Raw genomic sequence first — 16,366 nt, forward strand, 5'->3', positions numbered from 1 at the left:
CCCCTGGGTGGCGCCCGCGCCGACGCGCCGCGAGTCGCGTTGCGCCCATTGCCGAGGCGGGAATCGCGGTGTCGAGCACGCGTTCACTGCCGAGGGTGGCCGCAACCGCCGCGTCGGCGAGCGGGTCTTCGACGATTCGCCCTGCTACGATCCTCAACACCATGCGCCCGCAGCGGATATCGGCACGCTGCCCGATTCGCTGCCCGATTCGCCGCGCGTGCCGGTGTTCGACCACCCGGCCACCGGCGACGGATTTTGCGACCCTCGCCGTTAAAGTCATATCCGCCACTCGATCCGTCGCCATGTCACTCATTTCCGTCGCCTTCGCCAACCTCCGGTTCTCGCGCGTGCTGCCGGCCGCCCGAACGCTGTCGTGTGCCGTTTCGCTCGCGGCAGCCGGTGTCGCCATCGGCATGCCGGGCGGCGCGCGTCCGGCCGAAGCCGCCACGCTCACGCAGCGAGAACGCCTCGAGGCGCCAGTCAAGGCCGTCGCCGGCCAGCGCGTGGCCGTCGATACGCCGCAGGGCAATGCGGTGCTGCCGGTCTACGCCGATCGTCCGCTCGACCAGGCCGCGCCCGATGTCACGCGGGTCTTCGTCGTGGTTCACGGCACGCTTCGCAATGCCGACGCGTACTACGCCTCGGGGCTCGAGGTCGTCGACAAGGCCGGTGCGGCCGGCAAGGGCACGATGGTCGTCGCACCGCAGTTCCTGACGCGAGCCGATACGCGCGCGTTTTCGTTGCCCGCGCAAACGCTCGCCTGGACGCAGGAAGGATGGAAGGGCGGCGACGCGGCCCGCCAGCCGGCGCCGATCAGTTCGTTCACCGCGCTCGACGCATTGCTCGCGCATTTCGCCGACCGCAGCCTGTATCCCGCGTTGTCGAGCGTGGTCGTGATCGGCCATTCCGCCGGCGCGCAGTTGCTGCAGCGCTATGCGGTGGCCGGGCACGAAGGCGACGCGCTGGTACGGGCCGGCATCGCCGTGCGTTATGTGGTCGCGAACCCGTCGAGCTACCTGTATTTCGACGACGAACGGCCGGACGGCCAGGCGATCGCAGGCGGCACCTGCCCGCGCGCGAACGAGTGGAAATACGGGCTGGAGTCGGCGCCGCCCTATGTCGCGTCGCAGGACGTGCGCGCACTCGAAACGCGCTACGCGGCGCGTCATGTCGTGTACTTGCTCGGGCAGGCCGACACGAACCCTTACACGCACTTCATCGACCGTTCGTGCGCGGCGATGGCGCAAGGCCCGTATCGGCTCGCGCGCGGGCTCGCGTATTTCGACTACCTGAAGAAGCGGCATCCGGACGATCTCGCGCAGCAGGTCGTCGAAGTACCGGGCGTCGGGCACGACAATCGCGGCATGTTCACGTCCGCCTGCGGGCTCGCCGTGCTGTTCGGGCAGGCGCTGCCGCAATCGTGTCCGGTCGTCGCCGGTACCGCGTCGGCCGTGCGCGCGGAATTGCCTTAAGCCGTCGTGCGATAACCTCCGCGTCGACGATCGAACGGAGGCCGAGCGCGCGTGATTTCGCCATGCTGCCGGCGCGCGATGGCGGCGCCGCGCATCAGGCCGGTGTTTCGGCGCCCGGCGCCGCGTCCGGGTCGAATACCGTCAGCCCTTCCGTCGGGTCCGTCGGCAGCTCCCACGGACGTGCGGCGATCGCCCGCCGCGCGGCGTCGTAACCGGCTTGCCTGCGGGCCGCGATGCCGGCCGGCGTGAAATCGATGTCCTTCAGCTGATTGTCGCTGGCGAGGCGCGGCGCCGCGAGCTTGACCAGGTGCATCGTGGTTTCGCATCCCCACGCGGCGAGCCGGCGCACGGCCGGCGACGCGCGTTCGGCTTCCGGCACGTGGCGGGCCAGTTCGCGGATCACGTGGCGCAGCCGGTGGATCTGCTGCTGGCGTGCGATGTGGCTGTCGGTGCGGCTCGCGTACTGGATGTCCTTCTGTCGCTCCGACACCTGCCAGATGCTCTCGGGCTCGGGGCCGGCCGGATTCCACATCTGCACCGAGAAGATGACCGAGCTGCGGCGCGGATTGTCGTCGAGCACGACCTCGACCGGCGTATTCGAATACACGCCGCCGTCCCAGTAAGGCTCGCCGTCGATCCGTATCGCCGGAAACGCGGGCGGCAGCGCGCCCGAACTCATGATGTGCTCGATCTCGAGCCGCGTATCGCGCGAATCGAAATAGCGCATCGTGCCGGTGCACGCATTGACCGCGCTGACGGTCAGGCGCGGGCGGCCCGCGTTCAGCAGGTCGGGGTCGATCAGCGACGCGAGTGTGTCGCGCAGCGGTGCGATCCGGTAATACGACGCACGATCGACGCCGAGGCGCACCATCGGCCCGAGCCACGATGCCGGATTGGGCTGGAAGAATCCCGCGATGCCGCCGCCGATGATCATCAGCTCGGCCAGCATCCGGTCCCAGCCAGGCACCAGCGGCGGGACGTCGAAACGGGTTCGTTCGGTCACGCGCTGCCAGAACGCCGACAGCCTGTCGTAACGCTGCTCCGGCGGATTCCCGGCGATCAGCGCCGCGTTGATCGCGCCGATCGACGTGCCGACCACCCAGTCGGGCCGGATCCCGGCTTCGTCCATCGCCTGAAAGACGCCGAGCTGGAACGCGCCCAGTGCGCCGCCGCCCTGGAGCACGAGCACGACTTGTCCGGGGAGGTTCATGCGTGCCGGTTCGCTCGCGGTCATGGCTCGCCTCGCTGCGTGTGAAGGTGGGTCGGAACCGAATGGCTCGATTCAGTGTAGGCGATGGCCGGCGGGGATCGCGCGCCGCGCACCGGCAATTCGCGCCTGCTTCGCCGGTCGCTTCCGGCGCTTCGGCCCTTAGGCCCTTAGGCGCGGTGGTCGGCGTCGCGAAGCCGGCGTCCGGCGCGCGCGCCGTGCCTCGCGGTGCATCCGCGAGCGACCGGCGTCACGCGTCCGGGTAAGGCGTGCCGTCCTTGTGCAGGAACCGGCCGTCGCGGCTCGGGCTCATCATGTCGATGTCGGCGCAGGTGATCACGTCGTCCGGCGAGCGCGAGCCGACCTCGAGATAGACGGCGAACGCCGCCGACCGGTTGACCAGGTGATGGCCGTTGCCGGAGCCTTTCGGAAACGCCGCGCAGTCGCCCGCGCGCAGCACGGTTTCGCCGTCGTCCTCGATCATCACGAGTTCGCCTTCGAGCACGTAGACGAATTCGTCTTCGTCGGAATGCCAGTGGCGCTGCGCCGACCAGCCGCCCGGCGGCACGCGCATCAGGTTGACGCCGAAATCGCGCAACCCGCCGGCGTCGCCGACGCGCTGGCGGATGCGCTGCGCGCACGGCGCGTCGAACGGCGGCGGATAGCCGCTGCCGCGGCGTTCGGGCACGGCGCTGAGGTCGATCCTGGGCATGGGCGGCTCCGTCGGCCACGCGGGCGAATGGGATGCGGGCATTGTAGGCGCCGCTGCCCGCCATTCGTCCGCGCGTGTCGTGGTGCGCCGCATCATTCCACCGTGATGGTCTCCTTCATGTACGGGTGAATCCCGCAGAACACCTTGTAGACGCCCGGCTTGTCGAAGCGGAACGAGTACGTGTCGCCCTGGTCGAGCGCCGACGAGTGAAAGATGCCGGCGTCGTTGACGACCGTATGCGGTTCCCCGTCGAGGTTCTTCCACGTGACCGTCGTGCCGGCCTTGATCGTGGTCGACATCGGCGAAAACATGAAATTGCGGATCGTCACGAGCGGGCCGTCCGGGCCCTGGGCGAATGCGGCGAGCGGGGCGGTGGCGCACAGGATCAGCGCCGCGACGAGGCTGGCGTGCTTGAAGCGGGTCATGTCGGTCTCCTTGCGGTTCGGTGCGTCAGGCCAGCGTTGCATCGTGCAGCGACGACGCAACCGGATGGCCCGCGAATTCGACGGTCGTCACGCCGAGCATCGCGGGTAGCCGGTCGCGCGGCACGGTGAGCGGCACGGGGCCCGGGCCGTTGCCGGCCGTCGGCTGCGGGAACGCGGTGGAGCGCGCAGTGTGGAACGTCACGTTGCCCTCGACCTTCGACACGATCTGGTGGATGTGTCCGTTCAGCACGGTGACCGAGCCGAAGCGTCGCAGCAGCGCCATCGTCTGCGGCGCGTCGCCGGTGCCCCAGCCCCACGGCTCGTAGATGGTCCACATCGGCATGTGCGAGAACACGACGATCGGCGTGCTCGACGAGCGGCCCTTGAGATCCTGCGCGAGCCATGCGAGCTGGTCGTCGCCGAAGCTGCCGAGCCCGTTCGGCTTGAAGTGCATCACGTTGACGAGGCCGATGAAGTGCACGCCCGCGTGATCGAAGCTGTAATAGCCGCGGTTGTCCGACGCCTTGCCGAACCGGCTGAAATATTCGGCGCCCGAACCGTCGGTGACGTCGTGCTCGCCGGGCACCGTATGCAGTTCCGGCACGCGCAGCGCGGACAGCAGCTGCGACGCGTGGTCGAACTCCGCGGCCTTGGACAGGTGCGTGATGTCACCCGTGTGGATGGCCAGCGCGGGCATCGCGGGCATCCCGTTGACGAGTTCGATCGTCTGCTTGAGCGTGGCCGATACATCGGGATTCGCATCCTTGTTGAAGCCGATGTGCGTGTCGCTGACCTGCACGAACAGCGGCTTGCCCGCGTTGGCCGGGAGCGCGTCGCCGGTCTGCGCGAGCGCCAGGTCGAACGGCGTCAGGATGCCGCCCGACAGCGTAAACAGCGTGCCGAGGCCGCCGAAGGCCATGCATTGCAGGGCCTTGCGGCGCGACGGGCGGGTGGGGGTCGATGAAGACATGGGAGCCTCGCAATCGTGTGACGAAACGGGACGGCCGGATCGTCCTGGAATAAACCGGCGCCTTCGCGTGCCATACCGGCGAAGCGGCGGATTTATTCCCGCGCGCGACACGGTCGATCACCCGTGTTCACGGATTGCGCGGCAATGCGCTGTTCCTGAAAGATGACCTGTCAATGTCCTGTAAGTGACACGTCACATTTGCGTCACGGCCGATCGATAGCCTGCCACTCCGAGTCACCTCTCCGGAGCCCCTTCATGCCGAATCTCGCGGCAACGGAAACCAGCGGTGCGGTCAGCAACCGCACGCGTGCCGTCAGCCTCGCGCTGTTTTTTCTGATCATTGCCTGCGGCATCGTCTACGTCGGTGTTCATCTCGGTGCCGATCTCAGCCCCGTCAAGGAAAGCTCGGTCCTCCCGTTCCTGCTGCTGGTCGTCGCGCTGCTGATCGCGCTCGGCTTCGAATTCGTGAACGGCTTTCACGACACCGCGAACGCGGTCGCGACCGTCATCTATACGCATTCGCTCGATCCGCACCTCGCGGTCGTCTGGTCGGGCCTGTGGAACCTGTGCGGCGTGCTCGTGTCGAGCGGCGCCGTCGCGTTCGGCATCCTGCAGTTGCTGCCGGTCGAACTGATCCTGCAGGTCGGCAGCGGCTCGGGTTTCGCGATGGTGTTCGCGCTGCTGATCGCGGCCGTCACGTGGAACCTCGCAACCTGGTATTTCGGCCTGCCGTCGTCGAGCTCGCACACGCTCGTCGGCTCGATCATCGGCGTCGGCCTGATGAACCAGATCGTCAGCGGCCCGTCGGGCACGAGCGGCGTCGACTGGAACCAGGCGCTCGGCGTCGGCAAGGCGCTGCTGTTCTCGCCGTTGATCGGCTTCGTGCTGTCCGCGCTGGTGCTGTTGCTGCTGAAGGCGCTCGTGCGCGTGCCGGCGCTGTATCAGGAGCCGAAGGGCAACACGCCGCCGCCGTTCTGGATTCGCCTGCTGCTGATCCTGACCTGCACGGGCGTGTCGTTCGCGCACGGCTCGAACGACGGGCAGAAGGGCATGGGCCTGATCATGCTGATCCTGATCGGCGTGATGCCGACCGCGTATGCGCTGAACAAGGCCGTGACGCCGGACCAGACGAGCACGTTCGTCGCGGTCGCGCGCCATGCGTCGACGACGCTCGTCAAGTACGCGGACCCGGCCGCGCAGTCCGCCAACCCGCGTGCCGATGTCGAAGCGTACGTGCGCACGCGCAAGCTGACCGCCGCGACGATCCCGGCGCTGGGCAAGCTGACCGACACGATTGCCGACCAGGTCGCGCAGGCCGGCGGGATCTCGAGCGTGCCGCAGAACCTCGTCGACAACGTGCGCAACAACATGTACGTCGCGTCCGAGGCGATCCGCCTGATGGAGAAGGCGAAGGCACCGGCGTTCTCGGTCGAGGACGCGAGCGCGCTCGAAGCATTCAGGAAGCAGATGGACCGCGCAACGAAATTCATCCCGACGTGGGTGAAGGTCGCGGTCGCGATTGCACTCGGCCTCGGCACGATGGTCGGCTGGAAGCGGATCGTCGTGACGGTCGGCGAGAAGATCGGCAAGTCGCATCTCACGTACGGGCAGGGCGCGTCGGCCGAAGCCGTCGCGATGCTGACGATCGGGATGGCCGACGCTTACGGGCTGCCGGTGTCGACGACGCATGTGCTCGCGTCGGGCGTGGCCGGCACGATGACGGCGAGCGGCGCGGGCCTGCGCTGGGATACCGTGCGCAACCTCGTGCTCGCCTGGGTGCTGACGCTGCCCGCATCGATCGCGCTGTCGGCGGCGTTGTACTGGGCGCTGCACAGGCTGTTCTGATTCGCGCCGGGGGGCGCGACGCCCGGCCGCGCGGGACGCGGCCGGACCCATCGACTTTCAATTCGACACAAGACGCTACCGATGGATCTCCGTTTCTTCGACCCGAACCGTACCGCCAACGCGTCTGCGTGGCGCGTGCTCCCCAATCGCTGGGACGCCGTCGCGTTTCCGCTGATCATCGGCATACTCGCGATGGCGATCGTCGGTTTCCACCAGACGATGGCGCCGATCGGCGTACTGCAGACGCAGAAGATCTCGCTCGATCCGTCGAACCTGCCCGAATACGCGTTGCGGACCACGCTGCGGATGCTCGCCGCGATGGTCGCGTCGCTCGCGTTCACGCTCGTCTACGGCACGCTCGCCGCGAAGAGCCGCCGCGCCGGCATGGTGCTGATCCCGATCCTCGACATCCTGCAGTCGGTGCCGGTGCTCGGCTACATCTCGTTTACCGTCACGTTCTTCCTCGCGCTGTTTCCGGGCCGCGTGCTCGGTGCCGAGCTGGCCGCGATCTTCGCGATCTTCACGAGCCAGGCCTGGAACATGACGTTCAGCTTCTACCAGTCGCTGCGCACGGTGCCGCGCGACCTGAGCGAAGTGTCGCGCGGCTTTCACCTGACGCCGTGGCAACGCTTCTGGAAGCTCGAAGTGCCGTTCTCGATGCCGGGCCTGATCTGGAACATGATGATGTCGATGTCGGGCGGCTGGTTCTTCGTCGTCGCATCCGAGGCGATCACCGTCGGCAACCAGACGATCACGCTGCCGGGCATCGGCGCGTATCTCGCGCAGGCGATCTCCGACAAGAACCTCGGTGCGGTCGGCTGGGTGATCGTCGCGATGTCGGTCGTGATCCTCGCCTATGACCAGTTCCTGTTCCGCCCGCTCGTCGCGTGGGCCGACAAGTTCCGGATGGAGAACACCGCGTCGGGCGATGCGCCGCAATCCTGGCTGCTCGACATGATGCGCCGCACGCACCTGATCCATCAGCTGCTCGTGCCGGCCGGCTGGCTGCTGTCGCAGGCCGCGCGGATTCCGCTGCGCGCGCCGTCGCTGCAGGGCACGCGTGCGCGCGGCGCATCGGCGCGCCGCTCGTCGCGCATCGGCGACATCGTGTGGGGCGCGTTCGTGATCCTGCTGACGCTGTATGTCGCGTGGCGCGTCGTCAGCTTCGTCGCGACCGGCGTGACGATGGGCGAGGTCGGCCACGTGCTCGGGCTCGGGCTCGTCACGCTGCTGCGCGTGCTGGTGCTGATCGCGATCGCGTCGCTGGTCTGGGTGCCGCTCGGCGTGCTGATCGGGCTGCGCCCGAAGCTGGCGGAGAAGATCCAGCCGCTCGCGCAGTTCCTCGCGGCGTTCCCGGCGAACCTGCTGTTCCCGGTGTTCGTGATCGTGATCGTCCACTTCCACCTGAATGCCGACATCTGGCTGTCGCCGCTGATCGTGCTCGGCACGCAGTGGTACATCCTGTTCAACGTGATCGCCGGCGCGATGTCCTACCCGAACGACTACAAGGAAGCGACGAAGAATTTCCGCATCCGTGGCTGGCAGTGGTGGCGGCAGGCGATCCTGCCCGGCATCTTCCCGTACTACGTGACGGGTGCGATCACCGCGTCGGGCGGCGCGTGGAACGCGAGCATCGTGTCCGAGTTCGTGCAGTGGGGCGACACGAAGGTCGTCGCGCACGGCCTGGGCTCGTACATCGCGCAGACCACCGCCGCCGGCGATTTTCCGAAGATCATCCTGGGCATCGCCGTGATGTCCCTGTTCGTCACCTTGTTCAACCGTCTGCTGTGGCGTCCGATGTACGCCTATGCGGAATCCCGGCTCCGTCTCGATTGAGAGTAAGCGCGATGCAAAATTCGAACGTTATCAACGCCCCCGTCAAGACGTCCCAGCCGCTGCAGCCGCCGCGCCTCGGCGAAGAAATCCTGCGTGTGGAGCACGTCTGTCGCGGCTTCAACAAGACGCAGGGCGAGCTGCTCGTGCTCGACGATGCGAACCTGTCGCTGCGCGAAGGCGAGATCGTCGGCCTGCTCGGCCGTTCCGGCTCGGGCAAGTCGACGCTGCTGCGCATCATCGCCGGGCTGATCGAGCCGACCGGCGGCGAGGTGACCTACCTCGGCAAGCCGCTGCGCGGCCCGGCCGAAGGCGTCGCGATGGTGTTCCAGACCTTCGCGCTGTTCCCGTGGCTCACCGTGCTGCAGAACGTGGAAGCCGGGCTGGAGGCGCTCGGCGTCGGCGCGCGCGAGCGGCGCGAGCGTGCGCTCGCCGCGATCGACCTGATCGGTCTCGACGGTTTCGAGAACGCGTACCCGCGCGAGCTGTCGGGCGGCATGCGCCAGCGCGTGGGCTTCGCGCGCGCGCTCGTTGTCGATCCGACGATCCTGCTGATGGACGAGCCGTTCTCCGCGCTCGACGTGCTGACCGCCGAGACGCTGCGTACCGACCTGCTCGATCTGTGGACGCAGGGCCGCATGCCGATCAAGTCGGTGCTGATCGTTACGCACAACATCGAGGAAGCGGTGTTCATGTGCGACCGGATCCTGGTGCTGTCGTCGAACCCGGGCCGTGTGATCGCCGAGATCAAGGTGCCGTTCAAGCATCCGCGCAACCGGCTCGACACGGATTTCCGCAAGCTCGTCGACGACATCTACGCGAAGATGACCGCGCGGCAGACCGGCGAAGCGACGAAGAAGGGGCTGGAGCTCGGCAGCTGGATGCCGCGCGTGTCGACCAACCTGATGGCCGGCCTGATCGAAACGTTGGCGATGGCGCCGTACCATGGCCGCGCGGACATGCCGGAAATCGCGCGCACGCTGCACCTCGAGGTCGACGAACTGTTTCCGATCGCCGAAGTACTGCAATACCTCGGCTTCGCGGACGTGCGGGAAGGGGACGTGTTCCTGACGCCGCCGGCGCGTGTGTTCGCGGAATTCGGCACGCAGGAGCGCAAGCTGATGTTCGCCGACCACCTGCTGAAGCACGTGCCGCTGGCTGCACGGATCAGGAAGGTGCTGAACGAGCGTCCGGGCCATCGCGCGCCGCGTGTGCGCTTCGAGCAGGAGCTGGAGGATTTCCTGTCCGATGAAGCCGCCGAGGAAACGCTCGACGCGGTGATCGACTGGGGGCGTTACGGCGAAGTCTTTTCGTACAACGACAAGACGGAAGTGTTCAGCCTCGAGGATGTCGAGAGCTGAAGTCCGTGCCCGAATGGCGAGCGATCGTCATTCGGGCAGATCGCGACTGTTGGCGTGCTGCTCGATTCCGCCGGTATTGAGCGATTCGATCCTCTCCATCCGCTGCCTTGCCAGCTCGGGCAACCGGTTCGTCACGCCGATCACGAGCGCTCCGGTGAGCGCGAGCGCCGGCACGTTGGTCTGCAGCATCGCGAACGGCTGCCGCTGGATCCGCAGCACGATCTCCGCACATTCCCCGATCGGCGAATGCCATTCGTCGGTGACCAGCAGCACGCGCGTGCCGAGCTGGTGTGCAGCTTGCGCGAACCGGATGCTGTCGCGCTGGTCCTGACGCGGTATCCCGCGCCTTCAGGCGGCCTCGGCGGGGCGGGCCGCGTCGATGCACGCGGCCAGCACCATCGCGGCGGCGTTGCCCGGCGTCGAGCCGAGCAATTGCGGTGCATAGACGCTGTCGCCGATCTCGATCGGCTGGCCCGACAGCGCGCACACGCCGCGCTTGCGCGTGGTGAACAGCCGCCACTTCTGATAACCGTAGTGCCCGGTGCATGCGTCGCGCCAGGAAATCATCACGGTGTCGGCGGTGGGCCGCTCGAGTACGCTGATGGCCGGCTTGCTCGTCGCGTCCCACGACGGCAGCCGGTCGCGCGTGACGCTGCGCCGCCGCGGCGTGCCCCACGAGACGGACGGCATGTCGAAGCTGCCGATCGCGGCGACGGTCATGAGCCAGGGGGCGATACGGTTGTTCATGTCAGTTTTCCTCGAAACGTTACGCGGCACCGCGACGCGCGGCATCACGACAGGCGGATGCGCGGCCGCGCGCAGCCGTTGATCCGTTCGGCGATCCACAGCAGGCTCGCCTTGGAGAAGCCGTGCAGCACCTGCTGGTGCCGCCGGTAGAGCATCAGGTGGCTGAACTGCGCGAGACGCCCCTGGATGAAGCCGCCACGAAAGAACCCGAACTGCCCGAGCGTGCCGAACGCGTCGTACTCGCTGATCGACACGAGCGCGCCGAAATCGTGGAACGCGAACGGCGGCATCGGCTTGCCGTCGAGCCACGCGGGCAGGTGCTTCGCGAGATGCTCGGCCTGCTGCGTCGCGACCTGCGCGGTGGGCGGCAGCGGTCGTTCCTGGCCGTCGGGCAACAGGCTCGCGCAATCGCCGATCGCGAACACGTGTTCGTCGCCCGTTGCCTGCAGCGTCGGGCCGACGACGATCTGGTTCGCGCGATTCGTGTCGAGGCCGCCGAGCGCCTGCATGAAATCGGGCGCTTTCACGCCGGCTGCCCACACCATCAGGTCGGCTTCCGCAAACGAACCGTCGCCGTAGTGAAAGCCGTTCGCGTCGGCCGACGTGACGCGGGTCGACGTCAGCACGTGAAAGCCGATCTGTTCGAGCCGTTGCTGTGCCGATGCGGAGATCTTCGGCGGAAATGCGGCGAGGATGCGCGGGCCGCTTTCAAGCAGCGTGAGCTGCAGCCGGTCGCGTACCGTTTCGTCGCCATAGGCTTGTGCCACTTCCAGCAGGCGGCTCAGCTCCGCGGCAAGCTCGACGCCGGTCGCGCCGGCACCGACGATCGCGACGCGGAACGGCTCGTCGCGCGCGATGCTGCGAAATACGCGCATCCGCAACGCTTCGTTGAAGGTCTCGGCTTGCGGCTGGCTATCGATGAAATAGCAGTGCTCGCGTACGCCCGGCGTGCCGAAATCGTTGGCCTGGCTGCCGAGCGCGAGGATCAGCACGTCGTATTCGAGTTCACGGGCGTCGAGCACGAGTTCGCCGTCCTGCGAGCGGATCTCGCCGAGCTGCACGCGGCGTCGCGCGCGATCGAGCCCCTTCAGTTCGCCGGGCTGGTACGTGTAACCGTGATCGCGGGCATGGGCGAGGAAGATCACCTGTTGCTGCTGCACGTCGCGCGTACCGGCCGCGATCGTGTGCAGCATCGGTTTCCAGATGTGGGTCGGGCTGCGGTCGACGACGGTGACCTGTGCGCGCCCGGACCGGCCGAGACGCTCGCCCAGACGCGTGGCGAGCTGCAGTCCGGCGATCCCGCCGCCGACGATGACGATACGTGTAGGGGTTGCCATGGATAAATCATCACGTGATGAATAAGGTATGATCCTAGCGCTTCCCGGCTTCGCGTGTCAACGGAGCGGGGCAAATCACGCGGTTTCGGCGGTGCTGAAGCAGGGCCGGAACAGGCGCATTCGAATCGTTCAAGGAGAGCAGGGAAACGTGGCTGAAGTCACTGAGCGCGCGCCGGGCAAGCGGCGTATGCGAGGGCGGCCGCTGGCCGGGGCGTCCGTCGGACCGGACGTGATATTGCGGGCCGCGCGCCGTACGTTCGCGAAGCGGGGCTACGACGCGACGAGCGTGCGCGAGGTCGCGCGCGAGCTGGGCATCGACGCGGCGCTGATCGCCCATCATTTCGGTACGAAGGAAACGTTGTGGCTGGCCGTCGTCGAGCAGATCGTCGAGATCGCCGAGCCGATGTTCGATGCGCTGCGTGCGTTGCGCACGTCGCCGCTGTCGCATCGCGAACGCGTGCGGCGCGCACTCGAGCTGTGCGTCGACCATGAGTTCGACGAACCCGACATGGGCATGTTCTTCTCGACGGCGGCGACCGAAGTGGGCGGGCGGCTCGACCGGCTGCAGGAGCGGCTCGTCCGTCCGTATTACGACGTGATGTTCCCGCTGCTGGCGGACGCCGTGCAGGCCGGCGCGATTCGCGCGGTCGATCCGAACGTGCTGTTCTTCATGATCGCGACCGCGATCGGCAACACGGTGTCGTACAGCCACATCATGCTGGAGTTCACGTCGCTGCCCACGCAGCCGGACGCGTTCCGGCGTGCCGTGACCGACGCCGCGTTCAACCTCGTCGGCGATTGAGCGCCGCGCGCCACGCGCACACTCACGTCGCGGCAACCAGCCCCAGTTCGCGCACCGCGTTCCGCGCGGTCTCGCGCAGCGCATCGACGAGCGGCGATGGCGTCCGGTACGCGATCGCCAGCTCGTACGCGAGCGGGCTGCCCGCACCCTTCAGTTCGCAGAACGTAATGCCTTTCGGTTGCATCGGCACGAACAGGCGCGGCATCAGCGCGACGCCGATACCGCCCGCGACGAGCCCGGCCGTCGTCTGCATCTGGCGCGGCTGCTGGACGACGCGCGGCGCGAAGCCGGCCTGCGCGCACGCGGTCACGAGCAGCGCATGCATGCCGGGACCATGGTGCGCGGCGAACATGACCCACGGGTCGTCCGCGAGGTCGGCGAGCGCGATGTGCCGGCGGCGTGCGAGCCGGTGACCGTCGGGCAGCGCCGCGACCATCCGGTCGCGCAGCAGCGGCTCGACGCGCACGTCGCCCGCGTCGGCCACCGGCAGCACGACGAGGCCGACGTCCGTGCGGTCGTGGCGCAGCGCGAGCACCTGCTCGGCGGTCGTGCCTTCCTCGAGCTGGAAATCGACGCCCGGATGGCGCTCCTGGAACGCCCGCAAGATCAGCGGCAATAGCGCGTTGACGGTGCTGTCGACGAAGCGCAGCCGCAGCGTGCCGCCAAGGCCCGCGCCCGCGCGGCGGGCCGCGGCCACCGCGCGCTCGGCCTGTTCGAGCGCGCGCCGCGCTTCGAGCAGGAAGGCCTCGCCGGCCGGCGTGAGCGTCGAGCCGCGGTTGTCGCGCTCGAGCAGCGAGACGCCCAGCTCGTCCTCGAGCTTGCGGATCGCCGCGCTGAGCGGTGGCTGCGCCATGTGCAGCCGCTCGGCCGCACGCCGGAAGCTGAGCGTCTCGGCAACCGCGATGAATTGCCTGAACTGGCGCAGATCGATCATGCGATACCTCTCGTGTATCAGTGGATCATCGAATTCGTATTTTACCTATCACCTCACCACGCCCAGACTTGCACTGTCGCCAATCGTCAACATTCGGGAGGGCAGGACATGACGGACAGTGAACGGCAACGGACAGCGATCGTCACGGGCGGGTCGAGCGGGATCGGCTTCGCGATCGCACGGCGGCTGGTGGAGGACGGGTATCGCGTCGCGATCGTCGGGCGCGACATGGCGCGGCTGGACGCGGCCGTCGCGCGTCTCGGCGCCGCGGCGATCGGGCAGGCCGCTGATTTGAGCGTGCGGCGCGAGGCCGAGGCGGCGGTCGCCGCGATCGTCGCGCAGTGGCCTTGCGTGGACGTGCTGGTCAACAACGCGGGGCTGACCGGCCGCGTGAGCGCGGACACGGAGGCGGGCGAGGCCGAGACCGTGTGGGATGCCGTGCTCGACGCGAACCTGAAAAGCCTGTTCGTGACGACCCTCGCCGTGCTGCCGCACCTGGCCGGGCGCGACGCGCGGATCGTCAATCTCGGCTCGATCGCGGCGCGCGCCGGCAGCCTGCTGCCGGGCGGCCTGGCATACGCGGCGGCGAAGGCCGGCGTCGAAGGGTTCACCGTCGCGCTCGCGCGCGAACTCGGGCCGCGCGGCACGACGGTCAATACGGTCGCGCCAGGTTATATCGCCGACACACGCTTCTTCGGCGACGGCGGTGTCGCGCCGGCCATCGCGGCGACGATTCGCGAGCAGACGCCGGCCGGCCGCGCCGGGCATCCGGACGACATCGCGGACGCGGTCGCGTGGCTCGCCGGGCCGCGCGCATCGTTCGTCACCGGCGCGACGATCTCGGTGAACGGCGGCTGGCGCGTCGGGTGACGCCATCCGTACCGGCGGCCGGGCACGGCGTCGCGCGCGTCGCCCGGCCGTCGGTCATTCGAGGTCCGTGGGCGGCGCATCGCCGAGCCAGCGCCGCGCGCCGGGCCCGTTGCGGCCCGCGCGGTCTTCCGGGTTCGTCAGCTTGCAGCGCTTCAGCGACAGGCAGCCGCAGCCGATGCATTCGTCGAGGTTGATGTAGAGCCGCTGCAGCTCCTCGATCCGGCTCGCGACGCGTTGCTTCCAGCCGCGCGACAGCCGCTGCCAATCCTTGTTGCTCGGCGCGGTGTCCTCGGGCAGGCTGACGAGCTGCTCGGCGATCTCGTCGAGCGAATAGCCGATCTTCTGCGCGAACACGATGAACGCGATCAGCCGCAGCACCGCGCGCGAATAGTGGCGATGGCTCGAGCCGTTGCGGTGCGACTTGATGAGCCCGCGCGTCTCGTAGAACCGCAATGTCGACGCCGGCACGCCGCTGCGCGCGGCCACTTCGCGAATCGACATCAGCGGCCATTGCGGGATTTCCTGGATACCCATGACACCCCTCCGGGAAAGCTTGACTTGAAGTTAACTTCAACTTTTATGCTACGCGCCAGTTTAACCCGTCGCGAGGCATCATGCTCTCCTTATCCCTACGCAGGACGTCGCCTTTGGGCGCGGCCTGTGCACTGCTGCTGGCGTTGTCGGGCTGTCACGACGGCAAAGGCGCATCGTCGGCCCCGGCCCTTCCCGAAGTCGGCGTTGCCACCATCGCGCCGCGCACGATCCGCCTCGCGGACGAATTCAACGGACGCGTCGAAGCGGTCGACGCAGTCGAACTGCGGCCGCGCGTGAGCGGCTATCTGCAGCGCGTCGCCTACAAGGAGGGCGACCTGGTCGCGCAGGGCGCGCTGCTGTTCGAGATCGACCCGCGCCCGTACCGGATCGCACTCGATCGCGCGAACGCGCAGCTGCAGCGGGCCCGCGCGGCCGCGAGCCTCGCGAACGTGCAGCTCAAGCGCGTGCAGACGCTGATCGATGCGCATGCGACGTCGCAGGAAGAACTCGACAACGCGCGCGCCACGGCCGAGCAGGCGCGGGCGGACCTGCAGGCGGCCGATGCGGCCGTCGCCGATGCGAAACTCAATCTCGGTTTCACCGAGGTGCGTGCGCCGATCGCGGGCCGCGTCGGCCGCGCGGTCGCCACCGTCGGCAATCTGGCGCGCGCGGACGACACGCTGCTGACGACCGTCGTGTCGCAGAACCCCGTCTACGTGTATTTCGACTGCGACGAACAGAGCTACCTGCGCTACAACGCACGGCGTGCCGACCCGACGCATCGCGCGATCGGCGCCGATCCGGTTCGCGTGGGCCTCGCGAACGAGACGGGCTTCCCGCATGCGGGCACCGTCGATTTCCTCGACAACCGTCTCGACCCGCAGACGGGCACGATCCGCGCGCGCGTGCGGCTGCCGAATGCGGACCATGCGTTTACGCCCGGCCTGTATGCGCGCGTGCAGCTCGTCAGCGGCCGCGACCAGGATGCGCTGCTCGTCGACGACAAGGCCGTGCTCACCGACCAGGACCGTAAGTATGTCTATGTGATCGGCCCCGGCGACAAGGCGCTGCGCCGTGACGTGACGATCGGCCGCGGGCTGGACGGCGAGCGGATCATCGAGAAGGGGATCCAGGCGGGCGACCGCGTGGTCGTCGACGGCATGCAGCGGATCTACTATCCGGGCGCGCAGGTGAAGCCGAAGGCACTCCCCGCCCGCGCCGATGCCGGTGCCGGTCATGGCACGGGCGGCGGATCGGGCAACGGCACGCAGGCCGTCGCCGATGCCGGCGCGCCGGCCGCGCAGTGACGGGAGCGAT

17 protein-coding genes are annotated in these 16,366 nt (G+C 68.2%); 8 read left to right on the forward strand and 9 right to left on the reverse strand.

Annotation, left to right across the window (positions count from 1 at the left end; genetic code table 11):
• The first annotated feature begins 7 nt into the window (after positions 1–7).
• Entirely contained in the window at positions 8–274 is a 267-nt protein-coding gene (locus VK92_RS01600; RefSeq protein ID WP_131723304.1) for a hypothetical protein, read from the forward strand.
• Positions 275–302: 28 nt separating this feature from the next.
• A complete protein-coding gene (locus tag VK92_RS01605) occupies positions 303–1,472 on the forward strand; it encodes an alpha/beta fold hydrolase (protein ID WP_048021984.1) in 1,170 nt (389 codons plus the stop codon).
• A 94-nt stretch (positions 1,473–1,566) separates the two neighbouring features.
• On the opposite strand, the gene VK92_RS01610 is transcribed toward VK92_RS01605, so the two are convergent.
• The 4 genes from VK92_RS01610 to VK92_RS01625 all read right to left on the reverse strand — a co-directional run bounded on the left by VK92_RS01610 (position 1,567) and on the right by VK92_RS01625 (position 4,786).
• On the reverse strand, positions 1,567–2,706 hold the full coding sequence (locus tag VK92_RS01610) for a patatin-like phospholipase family protein (protein WP_048021983.1): 1,140 nt from the start codon (positions 2,704–2,706) through the stop codon (positions 1,567–1,569).
• A gap of 223 nt (positions 2,707–2,929) precedes the next feature.
• Entirely contained in the window at positions 2,930–3,391 is a 462-nt protein-coding gene (locus VK92_RS01615; RefSeq protein WP_048021981.1) for a cupin domain-containing protein, read from the reverse strand.
• Positions 3,392–3,483: 92 nt separating this feature from the next.
• Entirely contained in the window at positions 3,484–3,816 is a 333-nt protein-coding gene (locus VK92_RS01620) for a cupredoxin domain-containing protein (RefSeq protein ID WP_021163625.1), read from the reverse strand.
• Between the two features lie 25 nt (positions 3,817–3,841).
• Complete coding sequence (locus VK92_RS01625; RefSeq protein WP_048021979.1) at positions 3,842–4,786, reverse strand: metallophosphoesterase family protein; 945 nt, start codon at positions 4,784–4,786, stop codon at positions 3,842–3,844.
• Positions 4,787–5,041: 255 nt separating this feature from the next.
• Here VK92_RS01625 and VK92_RS01630 point away from each other — a divergent pair, with 255 nt between their 5' ends.
• From VK92_RS01630 to VK92_RS01640, 3 genes are all read left to right on the forward strand, one after another.
• A complete protein-coding gene (locus tag VK92_RS01630) occupies positions 5,042–6,631 on the forward strand; it encodes an inorganic phosphate transporter (protein ID WP_048021977.1) in 1,590 nt (529 codons plus the stop codon).
• 81 nt (positions 6,632–6,712) lie between these two features.
• Positions 6,713–8,467: an ABC transporter permease gene (locus VK92_RS01635; RefSeq protein ID WP_021163622.1), complete on the forward strand. Its 1,755-nt coding sequence runs from the start codon at positions 6,713–6,715 to the stop codon at positions 8,465–8,467.
• Between the two features lie 11 nt (positions 8,468–8,478).
• Complete coding sequence (locus VK92_RS01640) at positions 8,479–9,825, forward strand: ABC transporter ATP-binding protein (protein ID WP_048021976.1); 1,347 nt, start codon at positions 8,479–8,481, stop codon at positions 9,823–9,825.
• Between the two features lie 27 nt (positions 9,826–9,852).
• On the opposite strand, the gene VK92_RS01645 is transcribed toward VK92_RS01640, so the two are convergent.
• The 3 genes from VK92_RS01645 to VK92_RS01655 form a co-directional block, all read right to left on the reverse strand.
• The gene (locus VK92_RS01645; protein WP_231600511.1) at positions 9,853–10,098 is read right to left on the reverse strand and encodes a hypothetical protein; all 246 of its coding nucleotides are present in this window, start codon (positions 10,096–10,098) and stop codon (positions 9,853–9,855) included.
• Positions 10,099–10,173: 75 nt separating this feature from the next.
• Positions 10,174–10,572, reverse strand: coding sequence for a DUF3331 domain-containing protein (locus VK92_RS01650; RefSeq protein ID WP_021163619.1), 399 nt, complete (start codon positions 10,570–10,572; stop codon positions 10,174–10,176).
• 44 nt (positions 10,573–10,616) lie between these two features.
• The gene (locus tag VK92_RS01655) at positions 10,617–11,909 is read right to left on the reverse strand and encodes an NAD(P)/FAD-dependent oxidoreductase (protein ID WP_048021974.1); all 1,293 of its coding nucleotides are present in this window, start codon (positions 11,907–11,909) and stop codon (positions 10,617–10,619) included.
• A gap of 148 nt (positions 11,910–12,057) precedes the next feature.
• On the opposite strand from VK92_RS01655, the gene VK92_RS01660 reads away from it, so the two are divergent.
• Positions 12,058–12,711, forward strand: coding sequence for a TetR/AcrR family transcriptional regulator (locus tag VK92_RS01660; RefSeq protein ID WP_048021972.1), 654 nt, complete (start codon positions 12,058–12,060; stop codon positions 12,709–12,711).
• A 22-nt stretch (positions 12,712–12,733) separates the two neighbouring features.
• Here the strand turns inward: VK92_RS01660 and VK92_RS01665 are convergent, their stop codons facing one another.
• On the reverse strand, positions 12,734–13,645 hold the full coding sequence (locus VK92_RS01665) for a LysR family transcriptional regulator (RefSeq protein WP_048021970.1): 912 nt from the start codon (positions 13,643–13,645) through the stop codon (positions 12,734–12,736).
• 108 nt (positions 13,646–13,753) lie between these two features.
• Here VK92_RS01665 and VK92_RS01670 point away from each other — a divergent pair, with 108 nt between their 5' ends.
• Positions 13,754–14,515, forward strand: a complete 762-nt coding sequence (locus VK92_RS01670) for an SDR family NAD(P)-dependent oxidoreductase (RefSeq protein WP_048021968.1) — start codon at positions 13,754–13,756, stop codon at positions 14,513–14,515.
• 54 nt (positions 14,516–14,569) lie between these two features.
• On the opposite strand, the gene soxR is transcribed toward VK92_RS01670, so the two are convergent.
• A complete protein-coding gene (gene soxR / locus VK92_RS01675) occupies positions 14,570–15,049 on the reverse strand; it encodes a redox-sensitive transcriptional activator SoxR (RefSeq protein ID WP_021163951.1) in 480 nt (159 codons plus the stop codon).
• 80 nt (positions 15,050–15,129) lie between these two features.
• Here soxR and VK92_RS01680 point away from each other — a divergent pair, with 80 nt between their 5' ends.
• Complete coding sequence (locus VK92_RS01680; protein ID WP_048021965.1) at positions 15,130–16,356, forward strand: efflux RND transporter periplasmic adaptor subunit; 1,227 nt, start codon at positions 15,130–15,132, stop codon at positions 16,354–16,356.
• The last annotated feature ends 10 nt before the right edge of the window (positions 16,357–16,366 follow it).

It is taken from the genome of Burkholderia sp. LK4, from assembly GCF_001043615.1.
Taxonomy (GTDB): domain Bacteria; phylum Pseudomonadota; class Gammaproteobacteria; order Burkholderiales; family Burkholderiaceae; genus Burkholderia; species Burkholderia cepacia.

Coding starts and splice junctions, on each gene's coding strand:
- VK92_RS01605 (WP_048021984.1), top strand. CDS start 303: ATGTCACTCATTTCCGTCGCCTTCGCCAACCTCCGGTTCTCGCGCGTG.
- VK92_RS01610 (WP_048021983.1), bottom strand. CDS start 2,706: ATGACCGCGAGCGAACCGGCACGCATGAACCTCCCCGGACAAGTCGTG.
- VK92_RS01615 (WP_048021981.1), bottom strand. CDS start 3,391: ATGCCCAGGATCGACCTCAGCGCCGTGCCCGAACGCCGCGGCAGCGGC.
- VK92_RS01620 (WP_021163625.1), bottom strand. CDS start 3,816: ATGACCCGCTTCAAGCACGCCAGCCTCGTCGCGGCGCTGATCCTGTGC.
- VK92_RS01625 (WP_048021979.1), bottom strand. CDS start 4,786: ATGTCTTCATCGACCCCCACCCGCCCGTCGCGCCGCAAGGCCCTGCAA.
- VK92_RS01630 (WP_048021977.1), top strand. CDS start 5,042: ATGCCGAATCTCGCGGCAACGGAAACCAGCGGTGCGGTCAGCAACCGC.
- VK92_RS01635 (WP_021163622.1), top strand. CDS start 6,713: ATGGATCTCCGTTTCTTCGACCCGAACCGTACCGCCAACGCGTCTGCG.
- VK92_RS01640 (WP_048021976.1), top strand. CDS start 8,479: ATGCAAAATTCGAACGTTATCAACGCCCCCGTCAAGACGTCCCAGCCG.
- VK92_RS01650 (WP_021163619.1), bottom strand. CDS start 10,572: ATGAACAACCGTATCGCCCCCTGGCTCATGACCGTCGCCGCGATCGGC.
- VK92_RS01655 (WP_048021974.1), bottom strand. CDS start 11,909: ATGGCAACCCCTACACGTATCGTCATCGTCGGCGGCGGGATCGCCGGA.
- VK92_RS01665 (WP_048021970.1), bottom strand. CDS start 13,645: ATGATCGATCTGCGCCAGTTCAGGCAATTCATCGCGGTTGCCGAGACG.
- VK92_RS01670 (WP_048021968.1), top strand. CDS start 13,754: ATGACGGACAGTGAACGGCAACGGACAGCGATCGTCACGGGCGGGTCG.
- soxR (WP_021163951.1), bottom strand. CDS start 15,049: ATGGGTATCCAGGAAATCCCGCAATGGCCGCTGATGTCGATTCGCGAA.
- VK92_RS01680 (WP_048021965.1), top strand. CDS start 15,130: ATGCTCTCCTTATCCCTACGCAGGACGTCGCCTTTGGGCGCGGCCTGT.